Here is a 19529-nt window from a genome sequence, read left to right as displayed (position 1 = left end):
GTCAGATAACCGGACAATGGCGGTGACGCTGGACAAGGCCGACCTGGAGAACTTCCCGGTCGCCCCCGGCTTCCTGCCCGCCGCCTGGCGCGGCGACCTGATGGCGGTCTACGGCTTCGCCCGCCTGGTCGACGACGCGGGGGACGGCGACCTCGCCGACCCGGCCGCCGTCGCCCGGCTGCTGGACGTGCCGGGCACGCCCGCGGACGAGGGCTTCCGGCTCGCCCTGCTCGACGGCCTGGAGCGCGACCTCGACCGCGCCTTCGCCACCGCCCTCGGCGGCGACCGGTCCCCGCACGGCACCGTCCTGGGCGCCGACCCGGCCGAGCCCCGGCACCCGCTGATGCGCCGGCTGGTCCCGCTGATCGAGCGGCACGCCGTCACCCCCGAGCCGTTCCGCCGGCTGATCGAGGCCAACCGGGTGGACCAGACCACCACCCGCTACCCCGGCTACGCGGACCTGCGCCACTACTGCACGCTCTCCGCCGACCCGGTCGGCCGCCTGGTGCTGGCGCTGGCCGGCCGGGCCACCCCGGAGCGGACCGAGCTGTCCGACGCGATCTGCACCGCGCTGCAGATCGTCGAGCACCTCCAGGACGTCGCCGAGGACCTCGACCGCGGCCGGATCTACCTCCCGCTGGAGGACCTGGCGGCCTTCGGCGTCACCGAGCGCGACCTCGCCGCCGACACCGCCTCCCGCGGCGTGCGCCAGCTGGTCGCCTGGGAGGCGAGCCGGGCCCGGACCCTGCTCGACCGCGGCGCGCCCCTGGTGGGTACGGTTCACGGGAGGCTCCGACTGCTGCTGGCGGGATTCACCGCCGGCGGGTACGCGGCCCTGGACGCCATCGAGGCGGTCGGGTTCGACGTGCTCGCGCACCGGGCGAAGCCCGACAAGCGCCGCCTGGCCGGCCGGGCGGCGGCACTCTTCGTGAAGGGAAGGTGAGCGCCCGCGTGGGGGCATCACCACTGGCGTCCGCGCCGGTCATGGCGGCGTACCGGTACTGCGAGGCGGTCACCGCCCTGCAGGCCCGCAACTTCAGCTACGGCATCCGGCTGCTGCCCGAGGCCAAGCGGCTGGCGATGTCGGCGCTGTACGCGCTGGCCCGCCGGGTCGACGACATCGGCGACGGCGAACTGCCCGACGGGCAGAAGGCCGAGGCACTGGCCCGCACCCGCGCCCTGCTGGACGAGGTCCGGGCGGGCGTCGTCGCCGAGGAGGACACCGACCCGATCAAGGTCGCGCTGGCCGACGCGGCCCGCCGCTTCCCGATCCCGCTCGACGGCTTCGACGAGCTGATCGACGGCGTCGAGATGGACCTCAAGGGCGTCGAGTACCGCACCTACGACGAGCTCAAGGTCTACTGCCGCTGCGTGGCCGGCTCGATCGGCCGCCTCTCGCTGGGCGTCTACGGCTGCGACGAGTGGGAGCGCGGCGCCGAGTACGCCGACACCCTGGGCCTGGCCCTGCAGCTCACCAACATCCTGCGCGACCTGCGCGAGGACGCCCTGAACGGCCGCACCTACCTGCCCACCGAGGACCTGGACCGGTTCGGCTGCCGGGCGGGCTTCGCCCCGGCCGCCCTCCCGGCCGACGCCGACTTCACCGGCCTGGTCGCCTTCGAGGCCGAACGCGCCCAGCGCGCCTTCGAGGAGGGCCTGCGGCTGCTGCCGATGCTCGACCGCCGCAGCCGCGCCGCCACCGCCGCGATGGCCGGCATCTACCACCGCCTGCTCGGCCGGATCGCCGCCGACCCGCACTCGGTGCTCCGCGGCCGGGTCTCGCTGCCCGGCTGGGAGAAGGCGTACGTGGCACTGTCCGGGCTCGCCGGAGGGCGTTCTTGATTCTCGCGCCAGTTCTGTCACGCTGTGTCAACAGGGAATCACGACGCATGCGCACGTTGTTGTGCCCACCGTCCACTGCCGTCCGGGAGGGCCGATGAGCACGCCGACAGCGCCGCGCGGGCGCACCGCCGTGGTGGTCGGCGGCGGCCTGGCCGGGATCACCGCCGCCCTCCGCCTGGCCGACGCGGGCGTGCGCACCACCCTGCTGGAGGCCCGGCCCCGGCTCGGCGGCCTGGCCTTCTCCTTCAAGCGCGGCGAACTGACCGTGGACAACGGCCAGCACGTCTACCTGCGCTGCTGCACCGCCTACCGCGGCCTGGTCGACCGGCTCGGCGCCGGCCGGCTGGTCGAGATCCAGCCCCGGCTGGACGTCCCGGTGCTCGCCCTCGCCCCCGACGGCACCCGCACCCTGGGCCGGCTGCGCCGCGCCGACCTGCCCGTCCCGCTGCACCTGGCCGGCAGCCTGGCCACCTACCGCCACCTGAGCCCGGCCGACCGGCTGCGGGTGGTGCGCGGCGCGCTCGCCCTGCAGAAGCTCGACCTCACCGACCCGGCGCTGGACGACGTCTCCTTCGGCGACTGGCTGCGCCGGCACGGCCAGACCCCGGCCACCGTGGCCGCCGTCTGGGACCTGGTCGGCGTGGCCACCCTGAACGCCACCGCCGACCGCACCTCGATGGCGCTGGCCGCGACGGTGTTCCAGACCGGCCTGCTCTCCGACCCCGGCGCCGCCGACATCGGCACCGCCGCCGTCCCGCTCGGCGAGATCCACCACGACCGGGCGCTGGCCGAGCTGGAGCGGGCCGGCGTCCGGGTGCTGCTGCGCACCCGGGCCGCCGAGCTGAAGGCCGCCGAACCGCACGCCGTCCGGCTGGAGGGCGGCGAACTGCTCACCGCGGACACCGTGGTGCTGGCCGGCGCCCAGGACACCGCGGCCGCCCTGCTGCCGCCCGGCGCGATCCCCGACCAGCGGCGGCTGGCCGACTTCGGCACCGCCCCGATCCTCAACGTGCACGTGGTCTACGACCGGCCGCTGATCCGCCGCCCGTTCTTCGCGGCGCTCGGCTCCCCGGTGCAGTTCGTCTTCGACCGCACCCGGCACTCCGGCCTGGCCGTCCCCGGCGCCCAGTACCTGGCGCTCTCGCAGTCCGCCGCCGAGGACGAGATCGACCTGCCGGTCGCCGAGCTGCGCGCCCGCTACCTGCCGGAGCTGGAGCGGCTGCTGCCCGCGGCCCGCGGCGCCGGGGTGCTGGACTTCTTCGTCACCCGGGAGCGCACCGCCACCTTCGACCCGGCGCCCGGCACCGCCCGGCTGCGCCCCGGCGCGCGCACCGACCTGCCCGGCGTCCTGCTCGCCGGGTCCTGGACGGCCACCGGCTGGCCGGCCACCATGGAGGGCGCGGTGCGCAGCGGCCACGCCGCCGCCGACGCCGCCCTGTCCGGCCACGGCCGGCTCCCGGTCGACCGGGGGGACGGGCGGTGGCCCCGATGACGCCGAGCCCCCACTCCCCGACCACCGACACCACAACCGGACGGCCGCCCGCCGCGGCCGGGCGGACGCACCGAGAGGGAACGCACGTGGAGGCACGCACCGGCTCGACGGTCGAGGACACCCCGACCGTCCTGGACCTGCTGGCGCGCGGACGCACGCTCTGCACGCCGCCGATGCGCGCGGCCATCGCCCGTTTGGCGGCACCGATGGACACCGTCGCCGCCTACCACTTCGGCTGGATCGACCGGGACGGCCGGCCGGCCGCGGGCGACGGCGGCAAGGCCGTGCGCCCGGCGCTGGCCCTGCTGTCGGCCGAGGCGGTGGGCGCCGACGCGCGGGTGGGCGTACCGGGCGGCGTGTCGGTGGAGCTGGTGCACAACTTCTCGCTGCTCCATGATGATCTGATGGACGGTGACGAGACGCGCAGGCACCGGGCCACCGCCTGGACGGTGTTCGGCCCGGCCCAGGCCGTGCTGGCCGGCGACGCGCTGGCCACCCTCGGCACCGAGGTCCTGCTGGACGCCGCGGTGACCGGCGGGGCCGACCCGGCCGACGCCGCCCGCGCGGTCCGGCTGATCACCACCGCCACCCGGGGGCTGATCGACGGCCAGGCGCTGGACGTCTCGTTCGAGCAGCGCGACGTCGTGACGGTCGAGGAGTGCCTGGCCATGGAGGGCGGCAAGACCGGCGCCCTGCTGGCGGCCTCGGCCGCGATCGGCGCCGTGCTGGCCGGGGCCGACGACCGGGTCTCCGGCGCGCTCCAGCGGTACGGCCACCACCTGGGCCTGGCGTTCCAGGCGGTGGACGACCTGCTGGGCATCTGGGGCGCCACCGAAGTGACCGGCAAGCCGCACTGGAGCGACCTCCAGTCGCGCAAGAAGTCGCTGCCGGTGTGCGCCGCGCTGGCCGAGGGGGGCACCGCCTCCCGCGAGCTGGCCGCACAGCTGGCCGACCCGACCGGCCGCGGCGAGGAGAGCGAGCAGACGCTCGCCGCCCGCGCCGCGCTGATCGAGCAGGCCGGCGGACGGGCCTGGACCCAGGAAGAGGCCCGCCGCCAGTACGACACCGCCCTCGCCGCCCTCGGCGAGGTGTCGATGGCCGACGAGGTGCGCGAGCACTTCGTCGCACTCGCCGAATTCGTGGTGGTCAGAGAGAGGTGACGTAAGAGTGACAGCAACCGCGGGTGGAAGGCTCGGACCCCAAACCTCAGTTGCCTTAACACGATCTGACGATTCCTCACCCGCGGCGGCGCTCAGCCGTGCCACCGCACACCTGCTGTCACTCCAGCACGCCGACGGCTGGTGGAAGGGCGACCTGGAGACCAACGTCACCATGGACGCCGAAGACCTGCTGCTCAGGGAGTTCCTGGGCATCCGCACCGAGGAGCAGACCCGGGCCACCGCGGCCTGGATCCGCTCCCGCCAGCGGGAGGACGGCACCTGGGCCACCTTCCACGGCGGCCCGCCCGAACTCTCCACCACCGTCGAGGCGTACGTCGCCCTCCGGCTCGCCGGGGACGCGCCGGACGCCCCGCACATGCGGGCCGCCGCCGCCTTCGTCCGCGAGCGCGGCGGCATCGCCGCCAGCCGGGTGTTCACCCGGATCTGGCTCGCCCTGTTCGGCTGGTGGCCCTGGGAGAAGCTCCCCGAGCTGCCGCCCGAGGTGCTGTTCCTGCCCAGCTGGGCGCCGCTGAACATCTACTCCTTCGGCCAGTGGGCCCGGCAGACCATCGTCCCGCTCACCGTGGTCTCCGCGCACCGCCCGGTCCGCCCCGCCCCGTTCGACCTCACCGAGCTGCACACCGACCCGGCGAACCCGTACCCCGAGCGCCCGCTGGCCCCGCCGCACACCTGGGACGGCCTGTTCCAGCGGCTCGACCAGCTGATGCACCGCTACCACCGGCACGCCATCAAGCCGGTGCGCCGCCTGGCGCTGCGGCAGGCCGCCGCCTGGATCATCGAGCGGCAGGAGGCCGACGGCTGCTGGGGCGGCATCCAGCCGCCCGCCGTCTACTCGCTGATCGCCCTGCGGCTGCTCGGCTACCGGCTCGACCACCCGGTGATGAAGGCCGGACTCGCCGCCTTCGACTCCTTCACCGTCCACACCGAGGACGGCAAGCGCTGGCTGGAGGCCTGCCAGTCCCCGGTCTGGGACACCTGCCTGGCCGCCATCGCGCTGCGCGACGCCGGACTGCCCGGCGACCACCCCGCGCTGGTCCGGGCCGGCGGCTGGATGCTCGACGAGGAGATCACCACCCGCGGCGACTGGGCCGTCAAGCGCCCCCGGCTGGCCCCCGGCGGCTGGGCCTTCGAGTTCGAGAACGACACCTACCCGGACGTGGACGACACCGCCGAGGTGGTCCTCGCGCTGCGCCGGATCGACCACCCCGACGCCGCCCGGCTGGACGGCGCCGTCGAGCGGGCCGTCCGCTGGAACCTCGGCATGCAGTCCAAGGACGGCGCCTGGGGGGCCTTCGACGCCGACAACACCAGCAAGCTCCCCAACAAGCTCCCGTTCTGCGACTTCGGCGAGGTCATCGACCCGCCCTCGGCGGACGTCACCGCGCACGTGGTGGAGATGCTCGCCGAGACCGGCCGCGCCCGGGACCCGCGCACCCGGCGCGGCGTCGCCTGGCTGCTGCGCCACCAGGAGGCGGACGGCTCCTGGTTCGGCCGCTGGGGCACCAACTACATCTACGGCACCGGCTCGGTGGTGCCCGCGCTGATCGCCGCCGGGATCACCCCCGGCCACCCCGCCGTCCGGCGCGCCGTCGCCTGGCTGACCGACCGGCAGAACCCGGACGGCGGCTGGGGCGAGGACATGCGCTCCTACGAGGACCCGGCCACCTGGGCCGGCCGCGGCGAGTCCACCGCCTCGCAGACCGCCTGGGCGCTGATGGCGCTGCTCGCGGCCGGCGAGCGCGACTCCGAGCCGGTCGCCCGCGGCGTCGCCTGGCTCACCGCCACCCAGCGCGGCGACGGGACGTGGGACGAACCACAGTTCACCGGCACCGGCTTCCCCTGGGACTTCTCCATCAACTACCACCTGTACCGGCTGGTCTTCCCGGTCACCGCGCTCGGCCGCTACGTGCACGACGCCCCGCTCGGCCGAGCGGGTGAACGATGAGCGAACGGAGTGAGCCCATCATCGAAGGGACCGCGGGCGCGGAGCGCCCGCCCGACGAGACCGGGGCGGACGCGTGAGCGCCCCGCTGCTGGTGCTGTGCGCGCTCGGGCCCGAAGCCTGGGCGCTGCGCGGCGGTGACTGGTCCGGCGCGGTCGGCGGCCCCCCGGTGCTGGCCCGCACCGGCATGGGCCGCCGGACCGCCGGGCGCCGGGCCGCCGCCCTGCTCGACGCCGGCGGCTACGGCGCGCTGCTGGTCGCCGGGTTCGGCGCCGCGCTCGGGCCCGGGGTGCGCCCCGGCGAGGTGATCGTCGCCGACCGGGTCACCGACGCCGAGGGCGGCGACCACCCGCTGGCCTCCGCGCCCGCGCTGGCCACCGCCCTGGAGGAGGCCGGCCTGCGGGTCCACCTCGGCACCCACCGCACCGCCGACCACGTGGTGCGCGGCGCCGAACGGGCCCGGCTGCACCGCGAGGGCGCGCTCGCCGTCGACATGGAGGCCGCCGCCGTGCTGGCCGCCCGGGCCGCGCACGCCCCCGACCTGCCCGCGGCCGTGCTGCGGGTGGTGGTCGACACCCCCGAGCGGGAACTGATCCGCCCCGGCACCCTGCCCGCCGGGGTGCGGGCCTGGCGGACCCTGCGCGCCGCCGTCCCCGCCCTCACCGCGTGGCACCGGCAGGCCGTTGCCGCGCCCGCCCAGCCGACGAACCCACAGCCCTCGACGCTCCCCCAGGAGGCGAGCTAAGCCATGGCCATGCCGCTGCGCCAGACCGTCCGCGTGTCCACCTACCTCATGCAGCAGAAGATCAGGGGCCGGAAGAAGTTCCCGCTCATCGTCGAGCTGGAGCCGCTGTTCGCCTGCAACCTCAAGTGCGAGGGCTGCGGGAAGATCCAGCACCCCGCGGGCGTCCTCAAGCAGCGGATGCCGGTCGCCCAGGCGGTCGGCGCGGTCCTGGAGTGCGGGGCCCCGATGGTCTCCATCGCCGGCGGCGAGCCGCTGATGCACCCCCAGATCGACGAGATCGTCCGCCAGCTGGTGGCCCGCCGCAAGTACGTCTTCCTGTGCACCAACGCCCTGCTGCTGCGCAAGAAGCTCGAGAAGTTCACCCCTTCGCCGTACTTCACCTTCGCCGTCCACATCGACGGCCTGGAGGAGCGGCACGACGCCTCGGTGGCCAAGGAGGGGACGTTCGCGGAGGCGGTCGAGGCGATCAAGGAGGCCAAGCGGCGGGGCTTCCGGGTCACCACCAACTCGACCTTCTTCAACACCGACACCGCGCAGACCGTGGTCGAGGTGCTGGACTTCCTCAACGACGACCTCAAGGTCGACGAGATGATGATCTCCCCGGCCTACGCCTACGAGAAGGCCCCCGACCAGGAGCACTTCCTCGGCGTCGAGCAGACCCGCGAGCTGTTCCGCAAGGCGTTCGCCGGCGGCAACCGGCGGCGCTGGCGGCTCAACCACAGCCCGCTCTTCCTGGACTTCCTGGAGGGCAAGGTCGACTTCGAGTGCACCGCCTGGGGCATCCCCAACTACTCGCTGTTCGGCTGGCAGCGCCCCTGCTACCTGATGTCGGACGGCTACGTCCCCACCTACCGCGAACTGATCGAGAAGACCGACTGGGACAAGTACGGCCGCGGCCGCGACCCGCGCTGCGACAACTGCATGGCCCACTGCGGCTACGAGCCGACCGCGGTGCTCGCCACCATGGGCTCGCTCAAGGAGTCGATCCGCGCCGCCCGCGAGACGCTCGCCTCGCCCAAGGCGGTCTGACCGGCCGTCAGCCGGCCGCCCGCGCCCGCGCGGGCGGCCCACGCCGACAGGCGACCGCGACCGCCGGGCCGCAGGCTGGACACCGACAGTCCACGCACACCGAACCAGCCGTGAGGGGTACGCCATGCCACTGCTGAGCCGGATCACCGGGCCCGCCGACCTCCGACGCCTGCACCCCGAGCAGCTGCCGCTGCTCGCCGACGAGATCCGCGACTTCCTGATCGACGCCGTCACCCGCACCGGCGGCCACCTCGGCCCCAACCTCGGCGTGGTCGAGCTCAGCATCGCCCTGCACCGGGTCTTCGACTCCCCGCACGACCGCGTGCTGTGGGACACCGGCCACCAGGCGTACGTCCACAAGCTGCTCACCGGCCGGCAGGACTTCGGCCGGCTGCGCGCCAAGGACGGCCTGTCCGGCTACCCCTCGCGGGCCGAGTCCGAGCACGACCTGATCGAGAACTCGCACGCCTCCACCGCGCTCGGCTACGCCGACGGCATCGCCAAGGCCAACCAGCTGCTCGGCGTCGACCGCTGCACCGTCGCGGTGATCGGCGACGGCGCGCTCACCGGCGGCATGGCCTGGGAGGCGCTCAACAACATCGCCGAGGCCGAGGACCGCCCGCTGGTCATCGTCGTCAACGACAACGAGCGCTCCTACGCGCCGACCATCGGCGGCCTGGCCCACCACCTCGCCACCCTGCGCACCACCCGCGGCTACGAGCGCTTCCTCGCCTGGGGCAAGGACGCCCTCCAGCGCACCCCGGTGGTCGGACCGCCGCTGTTCGACGCGCTGCACGGCGCCAAGAAGGGCTTCAAGGACGCCTTCGCCCCGCAGGGCATGTTCGAGGACCTCGGCCTCAAGTACCTCGGCCCGATCGACGGCCACGACATCGCCGCCGTCGAGCAGGCGCTGCGCCAGGCCCGGCACTTCGGCGGGCCGGTCATCGTGCACTGCCTGACCGTCAAGGGCCGCGGCTACCGGCCCGCCGAGCAGGACGAGGCCGACCGCTTCCACGCGGTGGGCCCGATCGACCCGTACACCTGCCTGCCGGTCTCCCCGTCCGCCGGCGCCTCCTGGACGTCCGTGTTCGGGCAGGAGATGCTCGCGCTCGGCGCCGAGCGGCCCGACATCGTGGCGATCACCGCCGCGATGCTGCACCCGGTCGGGCTCGGCCCGTTCGCCGCGGCCCACCCCGGGCGCACCTACGACGTCGGGATCGCCGAGCAGCACGCGGTGGCCTCCGCCGCGGGCCTGGCCACCGGCGGGCTGCACCCGGTCGTCGCGGTCTACGCGACCTTCCTGAACCGGGCCTTCGACCAGGTCCTGATGGACGTCGCGCTGCACCGGCTGGGCGTCACCTTCGTGCTCGACCGGGCCGGGGTCACCGGCAACGACGGGGCCTCGCACAACGGCATGTGGGACATGTCGATCCTCCAGGTCGTCCCCGGGCTGCGGCTGGCCGCCCCGCGCGACGCCGACCGGCTGCGCGAACAGCTCCGCGAGGCCGTCGCCGTCGAGGACGCCCCCACCGTGGTGCGCTTCCCCAAGGGCGACCTCGGGCCCGCGATCCCGGCGGTCGAACGGATCGGCGGCGTCGACGTGCTGGCCCGCACCGGGCCCAGCCCCGACGTGCTGCTGGTCGCCGTCGGCCCGATGGCCGCCGCCTGCCTGGACGCCGCCGCGCTGCTGGCCGCCGACGGGATCACCGCCACCGTGGTCGACCCGCGCTGGGTCAAGCCGGTCGACCCCGCCCTCGTCGCGCTGGCCGCCGCGCACCGGATGGTGGTCACCGTCGAGGACAACGGCCGGGCCGGCGGCGTCGGCGCGGCCGTCGCCCAGGCCATGCGGGACGCCGAGGTCGACACCCCGCTGCGCGACCTGGGCGTCCCGCAGGAGTTCCTGGCGCACGCCTCGCGCGGTGAGATCCTCGAGGAGATCGGGCTCACCGGCACCGGCGTCGCCGCCCAGACCGCCGCCTACGCCCGCCGCCTGCTGCCCGGCACGCGGAGCGGCGCCCAGGAGTACCGGCCCAGGGTGCCGCGCAAGTGACCGATTGGAGCGAACCAGCGTGACCCAGGCCGAACCGCTCGACCTCGCCGCCCTGCTCGACGCCCGGGGCGGCGAGCGCTACGAGCTGCACGCCCGCTACCTCAACCCGCAGCTGCCCCGGATGCTGCACACCATCGGCTTCGACCGGTACTACGAACGCGCCAAAGGCCCGTACTTCTACGACGCCGAGGGCAACGAGTACCTCGACATGCTCGCCGGGTTCGGCATCTTCGCGCTCGGCCGGCACCACCCCGCCGTCCGGTCCGCGATCGAGCAGGTGATGGAGCTGGAGACGGCCGACCTGACCCGCTTCGACTGCTCCCCGCTGCCCGGCCTGCTCGCCGAGCAGCTGATCGCCCACGCGCCCGGCCTGGACCGGGTGTTCTTCGGCAACAGCGGCACCGAGGCGGTCGAGACGGCGCTCAAGTTCGCCCGGTACGCCACCGGGAAGCGCCGCGTCCTGTACTGCGACCACGCCTTCCACGGCCTGACCGCCGGCTCGCTGTCCGTCAACGGCGAGGGCGGCTTCCGCAAGGGCTTCGACCCGCTGCTGCCCGACACCCCGATCCCGCTCGGCGACCTGGCCGCGCTGACGAAGGAGCTCAGGAAGGGCGACGTCGCGGCGCTGATCGTCGAGCCGATCCAGGGCAAGGGCGTGCTCGCCCCGCCGCCCGGCTGGCTGGCCGCCGCCCAGGCGCTGCTGCACGAGCACAAGGCGCTGCTGATCTGCGACGAGGTGCAGACCGGCGTCGGCCGCACCGGCACCTTCTTCGCCTACCAGGCCGAGGAGGGCGTCCACCCCGACCTGGTGTGCGCCGCCAAGGCGCTCTCCGGCGGGTACGTGCCGATCGGGGCGACGCTCGGCAAGTCGTGGATCTTCGAGAAGGTGTACTCCTCGATGGACCGGGTGCTGGTCCACTCCGCCAGCTTCGGCTCCAACGCCCAGGCGATGGCGGCTGGCCTGGCCACCCTGCACGTGATGCGGCAGGAGGGCGTGGTGGAGAACGCCGCGAAGGTCGGCGAGCTGTTCCGGACCAGGCTCGCGGCGCTGACCGAGCGGTACGAGCTGCTCGCCGAGGTGCGCGGGCGCGGGCTGATGATCGGCATCGAGTTCGGCCGCCCCAAGTCGCTCAAGCTGCGCACCGGCTGGACGGCGCTGCAGGCCGCCCGCAAGGGCCTGTTCGCGCAGATGGTGGTCGTCCCGCTGCTCCAGCGGCACCGGATCCTCACCCAGGTCTCCGGCGACCACCTGGAGGTGATCAAGCTGATCCCGCCGCTGATCGTCACCGAGAAGGAGGTCGACCGCTTCGTCGACGCCTTCACCGAGGTGATGGACGACGCCCACCGCGGCAGCGGCCTGATGTGGGACTTCGGGCGGACCCTGGTCAAGCAGGCGGTCGGCTCGCGCTGACCGGGCCCCCGGCGCCGGCCTGACGGCGCCGGGGGCTCACAGCTCGGTGCGGCGGCGGCGCACCACGACCCACAGGTCCGCCGCCGCCACCAGGGTCAGCACCCCGCAGCCCCCCGCGAACACCACCAGCGTCCCGCTGCTGGGCGCGCCGTGCGGGGAGGCCAGCGCGGCCCACACCGCGAACCCGGCCGTGCACAGCGCGAAGAACGGCACGAACAGCACCGACAGCAGGAACCGCAGCTTCAGGTCACTGCGCGCGGTGACCGGCTCGCTCCCGCTCCGCCACACCTTCGGCGTCCTGGCCCGCCGCATACGCAACCGCCTCCCTCGTACCCTTCCAGGGTAGGACCCCTCGCGGGGCACCACCCTTTCGGGAACGGGGAGGCGGGACGATGGACGACCGGCTGGACGACTACCCGGGGCTGCCGGTGGAACCGGCCCGGGCGCTGGCCGCCGAACGCGGCTGGCGCACCGTGCGGGTGCTGGCGCCGGAGGTGCTGCTGACCATGGAGTACCGCTCGGACCGGCTCAACCTGACGGTGTGCGACGGCGTGGTGGAGCGCGCCTGGGCGGGCTGAGCGGAGGACGGCAGCGGGTGCGGCGGCCACGCCGGGCGGGCCGCCGCCGCCGGGCGGGGCCGGGGCGCGGCGGCCGGGCGGGCGAAGCGGCCCTCCCGGTGCCAGGCGGCCAGCACCCGCCGGTCCAGCGCGGCGACGGCCGGCTCGGCCAGCGGCAGCGAGAGCAGCACCAGTGCGCCCGCCGCCCAGCCCGCGAACACGTCCGAGATCCAGTGGGTGCCCAGGTAGACGGTGGTCAGCCCGATCGAGGCCGCGGTGAGCCCGGCCAGCACGGTGCCGGTGCGCCGCCAGCGGGTGGCCAGGTAGGCCAGCACGCCCCAGGTGACCACGGCGTTCGCGGTGTGGCCCGAGGGGAAGATGCTGCCGCCGGAGAACAGCTCGGGCGAGCCCACGTAGTGCGCGTAGTGCGGGCCCAGCCGGCCGGTCAGGATCTTCACCCCGCCGACCGTGACGTTCAGCAGGAGCAGCGCCATCCCCATCACCAGCAGCGGCCGGGCGGAGTGCGAGCGGTAGCAGCGCCAGCCCAGCCACAGGCAGGCCGCGATCGCGGTCGGGCCGCGCTGTCCGGCGATCACCCAGATGTCGAGGTACGGCAGTGCCCCGGGCCACTGCCGGTACGGCCGCAGCTGCTGGAGGGACCAGTCCAGGTCGACCAGCGGGGAGTCGTACAGGATGGCCAGGACCACCACCAGGTAGAGCACCCCGACCAGGCCGAAGAGCAGGGCGTGCCGCCGACTGATCGACGGGAGCGCGGAATCGGTCGTTCCGGTGAGGGAACCGTGTCCGGATCGGACCGGAACCGTGCGCGGTGCGGTCGATATCGGTTGCTCGGGGGATTCGGGCTTGGCTGGCACGGCCTCGACATTACCGGTCGGCCCGGAGAGACCCGGGCTATTCGGCCGATCTGTCACCCGGCGGTGACGTGTCGTCCCCGGTTTCTCCATAGCGGCAGTTCAACCCCCGGGGCCGCGGCGGGGGAAAGGGGCGGAGGGTGGGGGAAATCACGCTCCCCGGCGCTCCGGAGCGCCGCATTCCGGCAGTTTCTCCAATAGGCCAGAGGGTAGTGCGGGAACGAATGAGGCGGCCGATTTCCCGTGACCCAGGTCACTTCCGGGTCGCTTCCGGGAAATCGGCCGCCGATTCGAACGGGCGGCGCCGGGCTCAGGGCAGCAGCCGCTCGACGGCCGCCGCGCCCTGCTCCTCCAGCTGCTTCTTGGCCTTCGCGAGCAGCTCCGGGGTGGGGGTGCGCCCCGAGGCCATCACCAGGTCCTCGGGGTCGACCGGGTGCTCGGCCCCGGTGTGCAGCAGGTTGTCGGGCGTCGGCGTGGACTCGCTGTCCGTGGAATCGGTCATCAAGATCCTCCGTGGGTGGAGCGCCGGAGGGACCGGCCCGGCCCCTCCGGCGGGGCGCGCCCGCCGCCGGGCCGGCGGCGGGAGGTCTGCCATCGAGTCTGGACCCGGGCCCCGGACGGCGCACCACGAACGCGCCGCGGGCGTGTCGCACGCCGCCCGTCCGGCCGTCCGGCTAGTCGAGCGGGCCGCCCGCGACGTAGATGACCTGGCCGGAGACGAAGCCGGCGCCCTCGGAAGCCAGGAAGGAGATGGTGTGCGCGATGTCGTCCGGCACGCCGACCCGCTGGACCGGGATGGCGGAGGCGGCGGCCTGCTTGAACGCCTCGAACTCCATGCCGACCCGGGCCGCGGTGGCCGCGGTCATGTCGGTGGCGATGAAGCCGGGGGCGACCGCGTTGGCGGTGATGCCGAACTTGCCGAGCTCGATCGCCAGGGTCTTGGTGAAGCCCTGGAGGCCGGCCTTGGCGGCCGAGTAGTTGGCCTGGCCGCGGTTGCCCTGGGCGGAGGAGGAGGAGAGGTTGACGATCCGGCCGAAACCGGCCGCCACCATGTGCTTCTGCACCGCGCGGGTCATCAGGAAGGCGCCCTTGAGGTGGACGTTCATCACGGTGTCCCAGTCCGACTCGGACATCTTGAACAGCAGGTTGTCGCGGAGCACGCCCGCGTTGTTCACCAGCACCACCGGGGTGCCCAGCTCGGCGGCGATCCGGTCCACCGCGGCCTGCACCTGCTCCGCGTCCGAGACGTCCGCGCCGACGGCCAGCGCGCGGCCGCCCGCGGCCTCGATCGCCTCGACGGTGTCCTTGGCGGCGTCCTCCGCCAGGTCGACCACGGCGACGGCGTAACCGTCCGCTGCCAGTCGGAGCGCGGTGGCCGCTCCGATCCCACGGGCCGCACCCGTCACGACGGCCACCCGCACCGGAGCGTCGGCGGTCACGGACGTGCTCTGCTCGGTCATCTTCGTACTCGTCTCTCTCGAAGTCGGACGACGGGACCGGCGCGGGCCGGTGACCCGTGGATGAGAAATAAAGGAGGTGCGCACAGCGCAGCCCGGCAACCTTACCGACGGGTAGGGTTTCCGACCAGGGGCAGCGCCGCAGGTGACGGAGGGTGAGGGCGGAAAGCGGCCGAGCGGGTGAACCGGATTGGTCGTGGACCCGACATACGGGGGAAATATGCCAACTTCACCGAACCTGCGACTACTCTGCGCCCCTACCTGCCAGTCCAGGCCGACCGTTTGTATAGTGTGCGCCAGCAGCCACCGGCTGCACGGCCGGCGCGTCCTCACTCACAGCGGGATGCTCACTCGCCGTTACTGCCCCGCTCGGGTGTCCCACACACACCCGGGCGTGACACCGGGACGGATTTCATGGTGCTGGGGGAGATCCCGACAACCCGCGTGCCCGGCCGACTGCAGCAGTCGCCCGGTCACCTCATCCGCGTGGCCCAGCAGGTGCACACCCGCTTGTGGTCCGAATACGTCGGTACCGAGCTGACGGCCCCGCAGTTCGCGGTGCTGCTGGTACTGGCCCTGGAGCCCGGAGCCGACCAGCGCACGGTCGGCGAACGGGCCTCGCTCGACAAGGCGACCATGGCCGAGATGGTCGCCCGGCTGGTCCGGCGGGGCCTGGTGCTCCGCCGCCGGGACCCGGCCGACGGCCGGCGCAAGCTGCTGGCCCTCTCGCAGAACGGCGCTCAGGCCGTGCGCGAGGCGACCGGCGGCGTGGTCCGGGTCCAGCGGACCCTGTTCGAGCCGCTCAGCCCCGAGGAGCAGCTGGAGATCGTCCGGGTGATGGCCCGGATAGCCCGGCTGGAGCCCTCCGCGGTCGCCGTGATGGGGGACGCCCGGCCCACGCTGGACGCCCAGCGGGCCATCGGCTACCTGATCCGGGTCGCCCAGCAGGTGCACACCAAGCTCTGGTCGGAGAAGGTCGGCACCGAGCTGACGGCACCTCAGTACGCGGTGCTGGACGCGCTGGAGACCGAGCCGGGCGCCGACCAGCGCACGGTCGGCGAACTGGCCTCGCTGGACAAGGCGACGATGGCCGAGATGGTCAGCCGGCTGGTCCGGCGCGGCCTGGTGCTGCGCCGCCGCGACCCCTCGGACGGTCGGCGCAACCTGCTCTCGCTCTCCCCGACCGGCCAGGAGCTGCTGCACCGCTCCACCGCCGGGGTCCGCGAGGTCCAGGAGGCGCTGCTCTCCCCGCTGGAGCCGCAGGAGCACGCGCAGGCGCTCGCCCTGCTCGCGAAGGCGGCCCGGCTGTAACGATTCTGCAAAGCGTCGCCCGGTCGTTCGGGCGGCGACCGCGCCCCGGCCGGTAACGCGGCACCGCCCGGGACGTGTCGGAAGGGGCCGACACCCTCGGGTGTCGGCCCCTTCCGACGTTCACGGACCCGCTCCTTGCTGACTCTGCGTCAGCGGACGGGGCGTCAGTTCCAGTCGAAGGCGGCCGGGTCCGGGCCGATCCGCTGCCCGGTGGCGATCCCGTCGATCGCGGCCAGGTCCTCGGCGTCCAGCTCGAAGCCCGTGACGTCCAGGTTCTCCCGGATCCGGGCGGGGGTGACCGACTTCGGGATGGCGATCACGCCGGACTGCAGGTGCCAGCGCAGCACCACCTGGGCCGCGGTGCGGCCGTGCTTGGCGGCGACGGCCAGCAGGGCGGGCTCGGCCAGCAGGTCCTTGCCCTGGCCCAGCGGGCTCCACGCCTCGGTGGCGATGCCGTGCTCGGCGTGCAGGGCGCGCAGCTCGGCCTGCGGGAAGTAGGGGTGCAGCTCGATCTGGTTGAGCACCGGCTTCACCTCGGCCTCCTTGAGCAGCAGCTCCAAGTCCGCCACCCGGAAGTTCGAGACGCCGATCGCGCGGACCCGGCCCTCGGCGTGCAGCTGCTCGAAGGCGCGCCAGATGTTCAGGAAGGTGTTGCCGTGCATCGGGCGCGGCCAGTGGATCAGGTACAGGTCCAGCCGGTCGAGGCCGAGGCGGCCGAGCGACTCGTCGAAGGCGCGCAGCACCCGGCCCCGGCCCTGCTCGCCGGACCAGTCGACGGTGCCGGAGTTCCACAGCTTGGTGGTCACGAACAGCTCGTCGCGGGCCACGCCGGACTCGGCGATCGCCTGGCCGGTGCCCGTCTCGTTCTCGTAGATCGCGGCGGTGTCGATCGAGCGGTAGCCGGCCTCCAGCGCGGTGCGCACCGCCGGGACGGCCTCCTCGTCCGGCACCTGCCAGACGCCGAAGCCGAGCTGCGGGATGCGCACGCCGTTGTTCAGTGCGATCGAGGGGACCGCGGGGACCGCCTCGGCCGAGGGGGTCGAGGAGGTCGAGGTGGTCGGGGGTACTGCGGGGGTGCTGGTCACGGAAGGAGTGCCCTTCGGTTGCGGTTGGCTTCTGCTTCTCTGCTTCCGGAGCGGTGGCAACGGCGGTGAACTCCGGCTTATTCCCCGCACCGGAGAGTTCCCCGGAACGGATGAAAGTGGACGGGGCCGACGGCCGGATCGGGCCGATCCGCCGGAAAACCTGTTGCGTGCGTCACAGCGGGACGGCCAGGCTCACCGCATGTGACGAGCTGACCACGCCTTCCGCCGCGCACCTCCGACGCGCCGGAGCCCGCACCGGGCCCGGCCGACCGACGCCGCCCGCCCGTGTTCCCCCGGCCGGACGTCCTCCCTCCCTCCTGCTCCCCGCTTCTGGCCTGCTGTCCCGCCGCGTCCCGTCCGGGCGCTCCCCTGCCCGTCCCGTCCCCGTAACGGAGCGACCATGCCGCTCGTCCCCCTTCCGCTGCCCGATCCCGGCAGCCCGGACCTCAGCTCACCGCTCGGCTTCCTGCGCTGGCTCGGCCGGGCCCAGCGCCGGGGCCAGTTGCTCGCCACGCTGTGGTGCACCCTGGAGCTCGGCTCGATGGCCGCGCTGCCCGTCGCGGTCGGCCGCGGCGTCCAGGCCGTCGTCGACCGGGACACCCGCGCCCTGCTGACGGCCGGGCTGCTCGCCCTACTGCTGTCCGCCACGCAGACCGCGATGACGGTGCTGGTGCACCGCCAGGTGGTGTGGAACTGGATCCACGCCGCCTCCCAGGTCCGCCAGTTGGTGGCCCGCCAGGCCTCCGCGCTGGGCGGCGGCCTGAGCCGGCGGATCGCCACCGGCGAGATCGTCGCCGTCTCCAGCGGCGACGTCGAGAAGATCGGCTGGTACGTCGAACTCACCGCCCGGCTGCGCGGCGCGGTGCTGGCCTGGCTCGGCGTCAGCGCCGTGGTGCTGTGGCGCCAGCCCGGCCTCGGGCTGGCCGTGCTGCTCGGGGTGCCCGTGCTGGCCGTCGCAGTGTGGCCGCTGCTCGGGCCGTTCGAGCGGCGCTACACCGAGCAGCGGGCGCTCGGCGGCCGGGCCTCCGAGCTGGCCGCCGACACGGTGGCCGGGCTGCGGGTGCTGCGCGGCATCGGCGGCGAGGAGCTGTTCCTGCGCCGCTACCGGGCCGCCTCCCAGCGGGTCCGGGCCGCCGCCGTCCGCACCGCCCGGACCTGGGCGGTGATGCAGGCCCAGGAGGTGCTGCTGCCCGGCCTGTTCGTCATCGGCGTCACCTGGTACGGCGCCCGGCTGGCCCTCGACGGGTCGATCGGCGTCGGCGAGCTGATCGCCGTCTACGGGGCCACCGCCTTCCTCGCCGCCCCGCTGCGGGTGATCGGCGAGGCCGCGCACGCCTGGAGCGTCGCCCGGGTCTCCGCCGGGCGGGCGGTCAAGGTGCTCTCGCTGACCCGCGAGGGCGGGGCGGCCGGGGGTGAGGGTGGCGGATCGTCAGATCGGGTCTTCGCGGACGGCGTTGACGTTCCGGGTGGGGACGGCTCTGGCGGGGCGGCCGAGGGCAATGGTGACGAGACGTCAGATCCCGTCTTCGCGGACGGTGTTGAAGGCGCTGACGTGCCGGGTGCGGACGGTTCCGGCGGGGCAGTGGACGCGGACGGTGCGGGGGTGGCGGTCGGCTCGTCCGGGGTGGCGGAGCTGGTGCGCCGGGCCGCGCGGTCGGACCTGCACGACCCGGTCAGCGGGCTGACCGTCCGGGCCGGTCGGCTGACCGCCGTGGTCTGCGGGGACCCGGACGCGGCGGGGGAGTTGGCGGCCCGGCTCGGCGGGCGGCCGGTGCTCGCCGAGGGCGAGCGGGCCAAGCCCTCCGTCCGGCTCGGCGGGGTCGCCCTGGACGGGGTGCCGCTGGCCGCCGCCCGGGCGGCGGTGCTGGTCCACGACAAGGAGCCGGTGCTGCTCTCCGGCACCCTGGCCGACCTGTTCGACGTCCCCCGCTCCGGCCGGGTCGGACCCGCCGAGGCGCTGGCCGCCGCCCGCGCGCAGGACGCGCTGGAGGCACTGGTCGAGGGCTCGCCCGAATGCGCGGACGACCCGATGGCGGCCCGGATCACCGAGCGCGGCCGCTCGCTCTCCGGCGGCCAGCGCCAGCGCCTCGCGCTGGCCCGCGCGCTGGTGGCCGACCCGCCGGTGCTGGTGCTCGACGAGCCGACCAGCGCCGTCGACGCCCACACCGAGGCGCGGATCGCCGCGGGCCTGCGCGAACTGCGGGCCGGGCGCACCACGGTGGTCTTCGCCACCAGCCCGCTGCTGCTCGACCAGGCCGACACCGTCCTGCTGCTCCAGCGGGGTCGGGTCGCCGCCACCGGCACCCACCGCGAGCTGATGGCCGTCGAGCCGCGCTACCGGGCCGTCGTCACCCGGGACGAGAGCGCGCCGCCGGAGACCGGCGCGCCGGAGCCGGTGGGCGCATCGGAGCCGGTGGGGCCGGGCGGTCCGGCGGGGTCGGCCGAGGTGCCGGTGGGCTCGGTGCTGCCGGGGGGTGCGGAGTGAGCGGGCACCCGTCCGGCCCCCGGCCCGGCCCGGCCCGGCGGCCGGCCGCCGTCCGGACGTCCAGCCGATC

Annotated in this window: 16 protein-coding genes; 11 read left to right on the top strand and 5 right to left on the bottom strand. The window is 74.4% G+C overall.

Annotated features, from left to right (window positions below; all coding sequences use genetic code 11):
* Positions 1-16 precede the first annotated feature (16 nt).
* The 9 genes from hpnC to ACIQVD_RS32290 all read left to right on the top strand — a co-directional run bounded on the left by hpnC (position 17) and on the right by ACIQVD_RS32290 (position 11692).
* Positions 17-943: a squalene synthase HpnC gene (hpnC, locus tag ACIQVD_RS32330; RefSeq protein ID WP_400689115.1), complete on the top strand. Its 927-nt coding sequence runs from the start codon at positions 17-19 to the stop codon at positions 941-943.
* Positions 944-984: 41 nt separating this feature from the next.
* A complete protein-coding gene (gene hpnD / locus ACIQVD_RS32325) occupies positions 985-1842 on the top strand; it encodes a presqualene diphosphate synthase HpnD (RefSeq protein WP_400689285.1) in 858 nt (285 codons plus the stop codon).
* A gap of 94 nt (positions 1843-1936) precedes the next feature.
* The gene (gene hpnE, locus ACIQVD_RS32320; protein ID WP_402292530.1) at positions 1937-3334 is read left to right on the top strand and encodes a hydroxysqualene dehydroxylase HpnE; all 1398 of its coding nucleotides are present in this window, start codon (positions 1937-1939) and stop codon (positions 3332-3334) included.
* 86 nt (positions 3335-3420) lie between these two features.
* Positions 3421-4494: a polyprenyl synthetase family protein gene (locus ACIQVD_RS32315; protein WP_400689121.1), complete on the top strand. Its 1074-nt coding sequence runs from the start codon at positions 3421-3423 to the stop codon at positions 4492-4494.
* Positions 4495-4501: 7 nt separating this feature from the next.
* Complete coding sequence (gene shc, locus ACIQVD_RS32310; RefSeq protein ID WP_400689124.1) at positions 4502-6460, top strand: squalene--hopene cyclase; 1959 nt, start codon at positions 4502-4504, stop codon at positions 6458-6460.
* A gap of 73 nt (positions 6461-6533) precedes the next feature.
* Complete coding sequence (locus tag ACIQVD_RS32305) at positions 6534-7202, top strand: 1-hydroxy-2-methyl-2-butenyl 4-diphosphate reductase (protein WP_400689127.1); 669 nt, start codon at positions 6534-6536, stop codon at positions 7200-7202.
* Positions 7203-7205: 3 nt separating this feature from the next.
* Positions 7206-8231, top strand: a complete 1026-nt coding sequence (gene hpnH / locus ACIQVD_RS32300) for an adenosyl-hopene transferase HpnH (protein WP_100835518.1) — start codon at positions 7206-7208, stop codon at positions 8229-8231.
* 124 nt (positions 8232-8355) lie between these two features.
* Complete coding sequence (gene dxs / locus ACIQVD_RS32295; protein WP_402292529.1) at positions 8356-10281, top strand: 1-deoxy-D-xylulose-5-phosphate synthase; 1926 nt, start codon at positions 8356-8358, stop codon at positions 10279-10281.
* 19 nt (positions 10282-10300) lie between these two features.
* Entirely contained in the window at positions 10301-11692 is a 1392-nt protein-coding gene (locus ACIQVD_RS32290; protein WP_400689135.1) for an aspartate aminotransferase family protein, read from the top strand.
* A gap of 36 nt (positions 11693-11728) precedes the next feature.
* Here the strand turns inward: ACIQVD_RS32290 and ACIQVD_RS32285 are convergent, their stop codons facing one another.
* The 4 genes from ACIQVD_RS32285 to fabG form a co-directional block, all read right to left on the bottom strand.
* Positions 11729-11980: a DUF6343 family protein gene (locus tag ACIQVD_RS32285; RefSeq protein WP_402292528.1), complete on the bottom strand. Its 252-nt coding sequence runs from the start codon at positions 11978-11980 to the stop codon at positions 11729-11731.
* Between the two features lie 124 nt (positions 11981-12104).
* Positions 12105-12971 (bottom strand): phosphatase PAP2 family protein, encoded by an 867-nt coding sequence (locus tag ACIQVD_RS32280; protein ID WP_402292527.1) that lies wholly within the window; start codon positions 12969-12971, stop codon positions 12105-12107.
* A 460-nt stretch (positions 12972-13431) separates the two neighbouring features.
* Positions 13432-13623 (bottom strand): hypothetical protein, encoded by a 192-nt coding sequence (locus ACIQVD_RS32275; protein WP_402292526.1) that lies wholly within the window; start codon positions 13621-13623, stop codon positions 13432-13434.
* A 172-nt stretch (positions 13624-13795) separates the two neighbouring features.
* Entirely contained in the window at positions 13796-14581 is a 786-nt protein-coding gene (fabG, locus tag ACIQVD_RS32270) for a 3-oxoacyl-ACP reductase FabG (protein ID WP_400689141.1), read from the bottom strand.
* Positions 14582-15088: 507 nt separating this feature from the next.
* Here fabG and ACIQVD_RS32265 point away from each other — a divergent pair.
* Positions 15089-15889 (top strand): MarR family winged helix-turn-helix transcriptional regulator, encoded by an 801-nt coding sequence (locus ACIQVD_RS32265; RefSeq protein ID WP_233533620.1) that lies wholly within the window; start codon positions 15089-15091, stop codon positions 15887-15889.
* Between the two features lie 164 nt (positions 15890-16053).
* Here ACIQVD_RS32265 and ACIQVD_RS32260 read toward each other — a convergent pair whose 3' ends face one another.
* Positions 16054-16893: an aldo/keto reductase gene (locus tag ACIQVD_RS32260; protein ID WP_402292533.1), complete on the bottom strand. Its 840-nt coding sequence runs from the start codon at positions 16891-16893 to the stop codon at positions 16054-16056.
* 481 nt (positions 16894-17374) lie between these two features.
* Between ACIQVD_RS32260 and ACIQVD_RS32255 the strand changes: the two genes are divergently transcribed.
* Positions 17375-19459: an ABC transporter transmembrane domain-containing protein gene (locus ACIQVD_RS32255; protein WP_402292525.1), complete on the top strand. Its 2085-nt coding sequence runs from the start codon at positions 17375-17377 to the stop codon at positions 19457-19459.
* Positions 19460-19529: the final 70 nt, after the last annotated feature.

This window comes from Kitasatospora sp. NPDC090308, from assembly GCF_044769485.1.
GTDB classification, from domain to species: domain Bacteria; phylum Actinomycetota; class Actinomycetes; order Streptomycetales; family Streptomycetaceae; genus Kitasatospora; species Kitasatospora fiedleri.
The sequence above is the reverse complement of the archived record's forward strand: the minus strand, read 5'-3'. Positions and strand labels throughout refer to the sequence as shown.